Here is a 12,090-nt window from a genome sequence, read left to right as displayed (position 1 = left end):
CAACGCGTTGGCCGACTCTCACCAAGCCAGCCCAAGCGACTTTGTCCAGTCACACCCGAGGAGAGGCTCGGTCCGGATCACCGAGACCGTAACCGGAGTTGACCGGAGGCAGTCCTCCAAGCAGCCTCTCCACCCGCGTCGACCGTCGCGACCACCTGTGGGGCTCGAAAACTCTCCGCTGCAGCTCAGCACGCGTAACGGTACTCGTTGATGACTCCCCAAGGACCCGGTTCGCAGGAGTCTTGAGGCCTTCGAACCGGGTACGGCAGGGGTCTGCTCCTGTGCGTCGGGTGGTTGTTGGTATCGAGATCGGTGCGGCCGATGCCTGTTGTAGTGATCTCGGTATGCGGCGAGAACCCGTCCGGTGTGTGCCTCGTTCATGGTCAAAACGTGGTCGAGGACCTCCAGGCGGAGGGTGCCGATCACCCGCTCGCAGTGGCCATTCATGCGCGGCGCTTGCGGCGCGCTGAGCAGCACCTTCATCTCCTCGGCTGCGAAGACACCGTCGAAAGATGCGGTGTACTTGCTGTCTCGGTCGCGGAGGAGGAAGCGCAGGGACTCGACGCGGCCGCCCAGGTCCCTGGCGAGGTTGCGGTTGCGGTCCGCGTGCACGCCGTGGTCCAGCGTGCCGTCCGCAACGCCCTCCCAGCCGAGCTCTCGGCGAACTCGCCCGGCCGTCGCCGACGCGATCCTGTACGTTCTGAGCCAGCCTTCGTGGCTCTGGCCATCGCCGACACGCCCTTCGGAAACACGGAGCAGATCCCGGCGGGGTCCGGAGGCCGATGTCCAGCGCCGCGTCAGGGCAACACACAAAGACCCATTCAACGCCTTCCAGTCAGTAGGCGCGCGGTAGGACATGTCTCGGCGGTGCAGGGCAGTCCCGGCACCGCCGAATCGACTACAGGGCCGCCCTCTGGCCCTGCCCGGCAATGCTCTCCTCCAAGTCGTTGAGCACAGCGTTCACCGGGACCCAGCACATGTTCACGGTGTCGGCATTGGGCGTGAAGTCGTGCTCCAGTTGCTGGCGGGGATGGATGTAGTTGCGGAAGTCGCGTACGGGGTGGATGAAGTTCCGCGCGTCCAGCTCAATGAGCCGCTTCTCGTGGGCGGTGTCGATCAGCAGCGCGAGCCCGGCCCGGCTCGCCGGCACCTTGCGGCCGTCCTGGCCGCGGAATCCGGCGGTGACCAGCTCGGGGAACCGCTCCTTCAGCGCGGAGAACAGCAGCCCCTCGATGAAACTGCCGATGCCGAAGACCGCGAGCAGATACGCCCCAGCGGCCTGAGCGGCTCGACACTGCGCGATCCGGTCGATCAACAGGTCGATCACCTGTTGATCGGACAGCAGGGCGCGAAGCCGCTGCTCAACGTCGGGCGGGGCACCGTACACCGGCTGCTCCGACCCGCCGGTGAGCTCGCCGAGCACGGGCCGCCCGCCGCTATAGGTGATCACCACCCGCTCGAACTCGAGGATGGAATTGAGCTCATTCCGGAACGCGTCGGCCACTGCCATGCCGCCGTCGTATTCGAGCGGATCGCAGACGCGGCAAAGGAATCGCTCGATGTCTGGTCGATTGTCGACCCGGTCCGCGAGGGCGTCGGTCAGCCACGGAATCCGCGGTGAGCCGTCGTACTCCGGCACATCACTCCAGCCTGCGTTGCGCAGCAGCCGTTCCAACTCGAACCCGCGGCGCTCCCCCGCACCGCCGATATCGACGACGCGCTGGGCGACCCGTTCCAACGTGTTGCCATCCAATGGAAACATCAGTTCCCCTCCCCCGCTGCCGACTTCTCGACCTCGTCGAGCGCGATGGACACCCGCTCGACGATCCGCTTGCCCCGTCGCTGAAACCCGAGCGCCTCCCGGACCTGCTCGATGCGCGTCTCCCGATCGAGAGCCAGACCGTCGGACAGGACCCACCGAGCTATCGCAATGAGCTCGGCCGGCCCGTACTCGTCGATCTTTGCCCGGCGCGGCACCCGCGGCCGAGGCCCGCGTTCCACCTTCGGCACGGGCACCTCGACGCGTTCAACCGTCGGTGGCACAGGATCCGGCTGCCGATCAGCGTCGGCGACAGCCTCACGCCAGCGCTCGACGATCCGCGCGGTCTGTTGCTCTGGATCACTGAACCACTCGCTCGCCCACACCCGATGGAACCGCCAGCCGAGCCGTTCGAGATGGTCCTGCCGCAGTCGGTCCCGATCGCGCGCGGACTCCGACAGGTGATAGCGCTCGCCGTCCGCCTCGACGGCCAGCACCATCAGCCCGGGGCGCTCGGGGTGGATCAGCGCGAAGTCGATGCGGTAGCCGGACACCCCCCACTGCGGCACGACCGGGACGTTCGCCGCCAGCAGCGCCTCGTGAATGCTGCGCTCGAACCCATTGAGCGGCTGGGCATCTGCACGACCGATGTCGGCCGGCCCACCACCGCCGGCCGCGAACTCCAAGAACTTCCTGAGCAGCCTCGGCCCCTCCTTGTGCCAGTTGGGAGCCATGTCGTGGTGAGTGAACGCGCTGACCACGCACATCCGATGGCGGGCCCGGGTCACGGCGACGTTCAGCCGCCGCTCGCCGCCGTCGTGGTTGAGCGGACCGAAACCCATCGGCAGCCGGCCGTCCGCCCCCTTGGAGAAGCCAATGCTGAGGATGATCGCGTCCCGTTCGTCGCCCTGCACGCGCTCCAGGCTCTTGACGAACAACCGCTTTCCAGGTCCCTGCATCCGCGCGGTGAACTCAGCCAGCTCTGGATGGCGCTGGCCCGCCTGCCGCAACGCGCCCTCGATCCGATCGGCGTTCTTAATGTTCATCGTGATCACGCCAAGCGTGTCCTCCGGGTGCTGCCGCACGTGCTCGAGCACCAGGTCGACGACACGGCTGATCTCCTCGTCAGCCGCGCCGCCAGTGCCGGGCGCGGCAATGCCGTCCACCACTTCGTGCCGCAGTGGACTCTTCTCGTCGCGGCCAGGGAAGGTGACGAGTTGGTCGCCGTAGATCTCATGGTTGGAGAATGCGATCAGTCGCTCGTCCGCGCTGCGGTAGTGCCATTTCAGCGTGTACGTCCGTGGGATCAGCGCGGCCAGGCACTTCAGGATCGACTCGAAGTCGCCCACCTGCGGCGTCACCGCCTGCTGCTCGTCGTCCTCGTCGTCCTCGCCCGCCCCGCCGCGCAGAGTCTGCCGGAAGAACATGGTCGGCGGCAGCTGCTTGTCGTCGCCGGCCACCACGAGCTGCTCGCCGCGCATGATGGCGGCCATCGCGTCGTACGGCTCGATCTGGCTGGCCTCATCGAAGACGACCAGGTCGAACAGCCGCTGTGCCGGCAGCAGCCGGCTGACGACGATCGGCGACATTGCCCAACACGGCCTCGCCGCCAGTAGGACGTCCGGAGCCTTGGCCACCAGCTTGCGGATGGGCATGTGGCCGCGTTTACGCTTGGCCTCACCGAGAACCAGCGCGCTCTGCTGCCGATTACTGTCGCGCGCCGCGGCCAGCCGCTCGGCAACGCCACGGCGGATTCGTTGGGCGTTCAACCGGAAGTGATCGGTGTCGGCCTGCCGAAACTCCGCGACGATCCGGTCGTGCTGTGTGCCGGTGAACTGGGCGAGGTAGGGCACTCGCAGCTTGAATTCGTGCAACAGCGAGCTGTACCAGCAGGAGCGGAGCATGCGCAGCGCCTCGTCGGCGTCGGCGTCGCGCTCGACCAGCTCGTCCAGCAGTTGACCCAACCCCAGAGCCTCCAACTGATCGGTGATCGTGTTAAGCCTGGGCATCCGGTACAGGGTGTTCACGTCGCCGGTCAGCTCGTCGAGGGTCGAGGAAATCTTCTCCTCCGGTAGCTGCTCGGGTTCCTCGATGCGAGCGCACATGGCGACGGCCGCCAGCTGGTCACGGACCTCCGTGAACCGCCCGAGGACTTCACCCAGCCCGAGGACGGCCGCCGGCACGGCGCCTTCCAGCGCGAGCTGCCGCCAGCGGTTGAGCTGCCAAGACGCGGCCAGCAGCTCTTCGTGCATCCGGCCACGGTCGCACTTGCCGACCTTGCGCATCATGCGGATCTGCTTTCGCACGCCCCGGCGTGCCCACCACCCGAGTTGGCGCGGATGCCGGGCACGCCAGGCCCGATCTCCAGTGGCGAAGCAGAAATCCTCCAGCGGCGCGGAAAAGATCTCCTCGCCGTAGTACGACACCGTCTTCTCCACGGCACCGAGAAGCCCCAAGATGTCCTGCCAGCCCGCCAGGTCGGACGCTTTGCGCAGGCCGGCCCGCCCGACCAGCGCGCGCAGCTCGGACTGCGCATTGCGCCACGACCGCGCGTGTAGCTCGGTGAGCTTCGCGTGGACCTCCTCGACGTCGCGCATGTTCCTGATCTCGCAACGCGACCAGGGCAAGTCGCCGCGCCGGACCGCGAGGCCGCCCATGCTGACGAAATTGACCAGGTCGTTCTCCACGCGGTTCAGCGTGTCCCCGCTGAGCGCGTTGAGTTGAGAACCGCGCAGCACGTGGCCGATGCGGCTTGCAGCCGGCAGGTCGAGCATCGCGCTGTAGGCCTGGTACGCGCTGATCCCCCACGGCGCACGTGGGCTGTGCAACTCGTGGTCGTGCTGAATGACCTGCCGCCGCCGTTCGGCCAGGCGATCGTGCAGCCCGTTTACCTGCGGCGGCAACTCCTTGCTGGCCCGTTCCAAGGACTCGGCGACCTGCTCGGCCACCTGGCGCCGGCCGAGCGTCTGCTGATGCAGGTCCAGCACCAGGTGATGCAAGTCGACCTGCTGCAGGCGCTCGGTAACAGCCTCGATCGCGGCTCGCTTCTCGGTGACGAACAGGATGCGCTTCCCTGCCGCCACTGCCGAGGCGATGATGTTGGCAATCGTCTGGCTCTTGCCCGTGCCCGGCGGCCCCTGGATCACCACATGCTGACCGGACAGGACGGCGAACAGTGCTTGCTGCTGCGAGGAATCGGCGTCCAGGACCAAGAACTCGTCCTTGGGCTGCACGCTGTCCGGCGAGCCCGTACGGTGCGCCGCAGCTACCGCCTGCAATCCGTCGATCGCTGGTGCGAATCCGGCAGCCGCAGCGATCACGTCGTGGCTGGCCAACAGGTCGGTCGCGGCCTTGAGGTCCTTGACCATGGGCAGATTCTCGAAGCTGAAGATGCCTGCCAGCACCCGCTCCTCGAGCTCGGCGGTGAGGCTCTGCTGGCCCAGTAGGTCCTCGATCGCACCGAACAGGCGCCGCACTTGCTCGGCTGGGTCGTCGGCCTCGTCAAGCAGGCCGTTGAGATGCTCCTGCGTGCGGTCAAGATCGAGGTCCACGCCGTACTGCCGGTTCAGCGCGTACAGCAGCACCGGATTGACCTCGGCGTCGCCGACCAGGTCGATTGTGAAATCGTTCTCCGCGGCGGTCCTGCTGTCGATGGCGATCGCCTGCAACACCAGCGGTGCCCGCAACGGAGGAACCGGCGACGTTCCCCTGGTGGTCGGCGGCGGCAGGCGGAGCAGCCCCCGGGCTACTCGTCCGACCTCGACGCCCTGTTCCTCTTCCAGCTGGAGCATCTTGCGCCGGAGGTTACGTGCCCTGATGCAGGCTGCCGCGTGGGCATCCTTCGCCGGTAGCAGCGCCGACAGTTTCGTCTTGCGGCCGCCGAGCAGTTGCCCGAGCGAGTCCGCCGACGCCGAGGTCAGATCGAGAGTGATCGTCTTAGTGTCCTGATAGTGCAAGAGTGTGTTCTGGTGCCCGAGGTCGATCAACTCGTCGGCCCATTGATCGGCTTTGACCCGCACCACGTCCAAGCGACTGGCAAAGCTCGTGGTCACGCCCGATGTCCCCTTCTCCAAGGTCCCACCATCTGGCCGGGACAGTGCCCGGCGCCCACCAGTCCGATGGCGAGCCAGACAGTCTCGCCGAAACCGAGGCGAACAGTCTGCTTCCATTCGGGGTATAGCTGTCAGCCATTCGGGTAAGACTGACCTTCCGCCTAGCAAGCTTGCCCGCCCACCCACCAGCAAGTACCGCAAATGAGGGATTCAGCTCGTCAGCGGTGCCCACTTTCGACCGTGGTGTGTCCATTTTTGACGCACCATCACGGTCGACCGTGCGGCAGCCACGTTCGGGACAGCCGTTACACGAAAGCCCCGGTGGTTACCGACATGTGGGCACCTGAGTGCACTCGTCCTCGTCATCAGTTGACGGAGCCCATGTGTCACCATAGTTGCCAGGGAAGACGCAATGACGACCTGACGCACCCTCGGAAATTTTCCGCTTCACGGCCCACACCCTGCCGATACGCATTAGCACCACCGTCCGGGTCGAACTGCTACCCCGTAGTCGCGATACGACTCGGCGGCGTTAGAAGCTCGACCAGTTCGTTACCAACAAGAAAGCCAACGGAGACCGCTTGCGACACAACCGAGTGAATTTGAGACGCGCCGGGTAACCCTCAAGTAGACGAAAACTCGCCCCTGGCGGTTACTGGCGCCGTGTCACCGGTCACGGTCCGAGCCGGCACCGGCGAGGGTCACAACGCTTCCCGCACGCCCAAAAGCCCAACCCGCCAGCACGGTCACCGCGAAGCCGATGCCGAACCAACGCAGCAGAAGCCCTGGAAACGCTACCAGAACGCCACCTCGACAACTCGACACGAGAGCAAGCTCTGCAGACTCGGCGTCCACATACCGAGACCACCATCCCAGTCCCGGTTGCCGCTCATGATCAACCCAACAAATCGAGGACCCCTTTACTGTGGCAAGTAGACTTGGACGCGAGCTTGGAGAACGGGCATGAGCACGTCGTTGACCCTGGATTCAACTGGGGGTCAAGGGGTCGCAGGTTCAAATCCTGTCGTCCCGACGGTCGAAGAAGGCCCGCCGAGCCGGGGCAGATGCCCAGGTCTGCGGGCCTTTCTCATACCCACCGACGATCTTCAGTCGATCATCCACAGTGGACCAAAACCCTGCTAGAGCCCGAAAATAGGACCGAAACAGGAGCGGGTGCCCCCACGTTTTTACGTAACACCGTTACGGGGTTGGCATGACCCCGCTGGGCTGATCCAGGTCGAGTGAGAGTCTTGTGGCCCACCATGTGGGCGGGAAGGCTCGAGGACGATGAGTAGCAGGAAGCGGCACACCCCTGAGCAGGTCGTGCGCAAGCTGGCCCAGGCCGATCGGCTGCTGGGCGAAGGCAAGGACATCGCCGATGTCTGCCGGGAGTTGCAGGTCAGCGAGCCGACCTACTACCGATGGCGTAACCAGTTCGGCGGGCTGAAAGCCGACGACGCCAAGCGGCTCAAGGACCTGGAACGGGAGAACGCCACCCTCAAACGACTGCTCGCGGACGCCGAGCTGGAAAAAGCCGCGCTCAAGGAGATCGCGAAGGGAAACTTCTGAGCCCGCAACGCCGCCGGGCGGCCGTGCACCACCTCATGCGGATGTTCGGGGTGAGTGAGCGGTTCGCCTGCCGGGTGACCGGGCAGCACCGTGCGACCCAGCGCCGCGAACCGGTGGCGCAGACCCCAGCCGATCCCGACGCGGCGCTGCGGGCGTGGCTGCGGGCCTACGCCAAGGCGCATCCGCGGTGGGGATTCCGGCGGGCCTACCACGACGCCCGCGGTGAGGGCTGGATCGTCAACCACAAGAAGGTCCAGCGGCTGTGGCGCGAGGAAGGCTTACGCGTGCCGCGACCACGGCATCGCAAACGGCTGGGCACATCGACCGTGGCGCCGCCGGTGGCGGACGCGCCGAATCGTGTGTGGGCGGTGGATTTCCAGTTCGACGCCACCACCGACGGCCGCCCGGTCAAGATCGTGTCCATCGTCGATGAACACACCCGCGAGTGTCTGGGCGGGCTGGTCGCACGCTCGATCACCAGTGACGATCTCATCGACGAGTTGGACCGCATCGCTGGTGGTCGCGGGTATCCGGCTGCGCTGCGTAGTGACAACGGCCCCGAGCTGGCCTGCCAGGCGATGCGTGAGTGGGCCGGTGAGCGAGTCGGGCTGGCGTTCATCCCGCCCGTCAGCCATGGCGCAACGGCTATGTCGAGTCGTTCAACGGCCGGCTCCGCGACGAGTGCTTGAACATCACCGTGTTCTGGTCGCTGCCCCAGGCGCGGGTGGTGATCAGCGACTGGAAGACCGAGTACAACAACCATCGCAGGCATTCCGCGCTGGGCTACCAGACCCCGGCCAGCTACGCTGCGGCCTGCATCCACCGATAACCGACTCTCACAGACGGTGGATCAGTTCACGGGGTCCTGCCAGGGTCGCGGTTCGCACCACCCGACCGGGTGGATCCGCCAACCGACATCAACGAGCCACAACAACCACGCACCGGACGCGGCCGACGACCATTCGTGACCGTTGACCGCCGTTGCCGTCAGCTCCCACCCCTACGTACCCGATAGACGCTCCACCAGCCCGTCACCACCGGTCCACAACCAACCGGACCTATTGCAAGATCACCGAGCCAGCCAGAGAACCTGACCATCACCGACCGAAGCGATCGACTCCACCGGCGATGTCCAAGACGCGCACACTCGAACCCTGCCTCGGCACACCATCACCAGCAACGCCAGCGACCGAGCAGCTCGTGCACGACGAAACACAGCGAAGTATGAGCACCACCAGCCAGGGCCTGCCGCGTCGGCACCACCAGGGCTTGACCAGCGAAAACGGCGCCTCGAACTGCATACCTGACCTCTACCGTGCCAACTATCGACGACCCGATGCGCTGACCTACGAAAACACACCCTCCGCAGGTCAGCGCGGGTCCCCTCAGAGCCCTTGTGCGCAGGTGGGGACCGTTCAGCGCACACGGTTGCTCCCCAGCGCTGCCGCCGCCTGCCTACGGCGCGCCCGTTCTGGTCGGCCACGCGTTCCGAGACGCGTGTCGCAGGTCGAGCCAACGCGCGGTCTGCGGCAGTAGCGGATGTGCTAGGTGGGTTCGAAGGCGCAAGCGCGTGAGTGGATCCGGCCCGAGAGGATGATGTGTCGCCACCTGATCGTCGTCTCTCGTTCACCCTTCCAGTCATCGTCGCGGCGCCAGCGGATGGGACTGCTGTGTAACGGTCATGCGGTAGCCGTCGATCCGACATTCGTACTCCGACTGCCGGACTACGACAGGGCAGCGCTGTGACTGAACCCAGGCAAGGCGGCGAAGATCCGGTACCGGTGCGCAACGAGGTCTGCGGCCAGGCACACAACGTCGTTCAGGCCGGGTCGATCAACAACGTGTACCTCGCGGCCCCTGGGGCGCCGGCGGATACCGGCCAGATCGTCGTGGGGCCGGTGCCGCGCGAACCGCAGCACTTTCAGCCTCGGGAGCAAGTCGACGAGTTGGCCCGGCTCGCCGGGGGCGGAATGCTGGCCGTGGTGTGTGCGGTCACCGGGCAGCGGGGCACGGGCAAGACCCAGCTGGTCGGAGCCTATGCGCGGCAACGAATCCTTGACGGGTGGCTGGTCGCCTGGATCCCTGGCGAGACCGCCGACGCAGTCGTGACAGGGCTGGTCGAACTGGCCGACATGCTCAACCTCCGCCGGGAGAGCGACCGCGACGCCACTGTTCTCGCTCGCCTACGAAGCCTGCTGAGCACCCGCCGCGACCCCGCTTTGCTGGTGTTTGACAATGTCACCGACCCCGAGCACGTGACGCCGTATCTGCCGGCTACCGGCAGCACACAGATCGTGCTGACCAGCGCTATCCGCGCGGTTGAACGACTTGGCGCACGTGTGCCGGTGGACCTGTTCAGTCCAGACACCGCGGCGCGGTTCCTGTTCAGCTCGACGGGTATTCGGGACGAAGCGGGCGCGCGGACACTTGCTGCCAAGCTGGGGTACCTCCCACTCGCACTTGCCCAGGCTGCCGCGCGTCTCGCCAGACCACCGCGGACCGGTGACTACGGCACGTACCTGCGCTGGCTTGAGAACATCTCGCTCGAGCAGGCATTGACGGCTCGTTCCGGTGACCCGTACCCGCTCGGTGCGGCCGAGGCCATCCTGCTGGCTGTCATGCCCTTCCTGGCAGCGGAGACGACCGCTGAGCTGGCCGTGCTGGATCTGCTCAGTGTGCTGTCGCCGGATGGTGTCTCCCACGCCCTGCTCAACGCCGACGATGATCTCTTGAACACACTGTTCGACGCGTCGCTGATCGAGTTCGCCGGCGGCTCCGGCGACACGGTGGTGGTGATGCACCGGGTCACCCAACGTGTGCTACGCGAGCGCGTGGACCATGGCCTCTCCGCGGTGATCAACCGCGCGGCCTGCCTGCTGGACGAGGCGACTTTCGTGCAGCAGGAAGCGTGGCGGCGCCGGGACCAGGGCGACGAGCTCGTCCGCCACATCGAGACGCTCTGGGAACACACCCGAACCCACGGTAGTTCGGCTTCCGTGGTTCTGCGGGTCCTGGCCCTGCGCCGATGGGCCGTGCGGCAGCTGACCCATGGGGCGGCTGCAGACCGGGCGGTGCGTCTCGCCGAGGCGGTTCACGCCGATCACAGCCTCCACTGCGACGATGACGAGCCCGGGCGGCTCGGCGCGCTGCATGACCTCGCCGTCGCCTACCACCGTACGGGGCGGCTCGGTGACGCGATCGAGCTTTTCGAGCAGGTTCTCACGGCCGCGCACCAGACCCTCGGTGAGGAGGATCCCGACGCCCTGGCCGCGGCCGGCAACCTCGCCAGTGCCTACCGTGACGTGGGCCAGTTGGACGAGGCGATCACGCTTCTTGAGCGGACTCTGTCCGCGGCGCGGCGCGTGTTCGGTGATGACCACGCGACCACGTGGAACTCAGCGAGTCATCTCGCGGCCGCCTATCAACAAGCTGGACGGCTCGCCGACGCGATCCCACTCTTCGAGCAGGTACTCATCTCCGCGCGAGGGCGTCTCGGCGACGACGAACTCTTCACACTCGGCGCTGCAGACTGCCTTGCCTGCGCCTATCAGGTCGCACACGAGCCGGATAAGGGGATCCAACTGCTTGAGCCGGCTCTCGACGCGCTCCGGCGGCAGCACGGCGACGACCACCCCTACACGCTGCGCGCCGCAAGCAACCTCGCCGGCCTGTACGAGTCGGCCGGGCGGCTGGGCGAGGCGATCCCGCTCTTTGAGCAGACCCTCGGCGACCAGCGGCGGCTGTACGGCGAACACAATCTCGACGCCTTGTTCACAGCCAACAGCCTGGCGCACACCTACCGCGTGGCCGGCCGTCTGGACGAGGCGATCCGGCTGTCCGAGCAAACCCTCGCCGACCGGCGACTGGTGCTGGGCGACCATCACCCTGACACCCTCTACTCGGCGGCCATACTCGCCTACGCCTGCCGCGACGCCGGACGGCTCGACGAGGCGATCCGCCTCTCGGAGCAGACCCTCGCTGACCAGCGTCGCGTGCTGGGCGATGGCCATCCCGACACGGTGGAGACGGCTGGCTGCCTCGCGCTGATGTACAGCGAGGCAGGCCGGTTGAACGACGCGATTTCGCTCTACGAGCGCGCCCTGAGCGAGAGCCGGCGGGTACACGGCGAGGACCACGAGGTCACGCGTGGACTGGTCGCCGCGCTTGCGTGCGCCTACCACTCCGACGGGCGGCCAGACCAGGAGATCCCGCTCCGCGCGCAGATATTCACTGCCGCCCGGCGAATGCTGGGCGACACCCATCCCGATACCGTCGCCTCCGCCAGCAACCTTGCCATCGCCTACTACGCCGCGGGACGGGCGGACGTGGCTATCCCGTACCTCGAGCGGGCCTATGTCGAGTCCGAGAACCTGCACGGCAACAGCGATCCCAAGACGCTCACCATCGGCCACAACCTCGCCTGCGCTTACCACGACGTGGGACGGCGACGCGAGGCGCACCTGCTCTACAGACGGACGGGCATCATCGCCTTAACAGCCTTGGGACGGGACCACCCGATCACCCAAGCCGCACGGAACTATCTCCGACAACATTCCGGAGAGTAACGCAACGCCGAGGTCGTCACACATGGCCAGTGCGACGCGATCGGATGATGTCCGCCTCTCGGCAGTAGCGGACATCTGCGCCCACGCCCAGCGGCATGTGCGGACGTTCGAAGCTCGTTGACATTGGTGTGTAAGTCACGAGTGC

4 protein-coding genes and 1 pseudogene are annotated in these 12,090 nt (G+C 66.4%); 2 read left to right on the top strand and 3 right to left on the bottom strand.

Features of this window, described 5'->3' with window-relative positions; genetic code table 11:
- Nucleotides 1-18: 18 nt before the first annotated feature.
- From BJ998_RS49665 to BJ998_RS39140, 3 genes are all read right to left on the bottom strand, one after another.
- Nucleotides 19-447, bottom strand: coding sequence for an integrase core domain-containing protein (locus BJ998_RS49665; RefSeq protein ID WP_376776021.1), 429 nt, complete (start codon nt 445-447; stop codon nt 19-21).
- A gap of 451 nt (nt 448-898) precedes the next feature.
- Nucleotides 899-1,762, bottom strand: coding sequence for a hypothetical protein (locus BJ998_RS39145; RefSeq protein ID WP_184868281.1), 864 nt, complete (start codon nt 1,760-1,762; stop codon nt 899-901).
- Nucleotides 1,762-5,811: a PDDEXK-like endonuclease domain-containing protein gene (locus BJ998_RS39140; RefSeq protein ID WP_184868280.1), complete on the bottom strand. Its 4,050-nt coding sequence runs from the start codon at nt 5,809-5,811 to the stop codon at nt 1,762-1,764. Before BJ998_RS39140 ends, BJ998_RS39145 begins: the two co-directional genes overlap by 1 nt.
- Nucleotides 5,812-7,098: 1,287 nt before the next feature.
- On the opposite strand from BJ998_RS39140, the pseudogene BJ998_RS39135 reads away from it, so the two are divergent.
- A pseudogene (locus BJ998_RS39135) lies at nt 7,099-8,209 on the top strand (IS3 family transposase).
- A gap of 952 nt (nt 8,210-9,161) precedes the next feature.
- The gene (locus BJ998_RS49385) at nt 9,162-11,945 is read left to right on the top strand and encodes a tetratricopeptide repeat protein (RefSeq protein WP_184868279.1); all 2,784 of its coding nucleotides are present in this window, start codon (nt 9,162-9,164) and stop codon (nt 11,943-11,945) included.
- The last annotated feature ends 145 nt before the right edge of the window (nt 11,946-12,090 follow it).

The organism is Kutzneria kofuensis (genome assembly GCF_014203355.1).
In the GTDB taxonomy this organism is placed as follows: domain Bacteria; phylum Actinomycetota; class Actinomycetes; order Mycobacteriales; family Pseudonocardiaceae; genus Kutzneria; species Kutzneria kofuensis.
The sequence above is the reverse complement of the archived record's forward strand: the minus strand, read 5'-3'. Positions and strand labels throughout refer to the sequence as shown.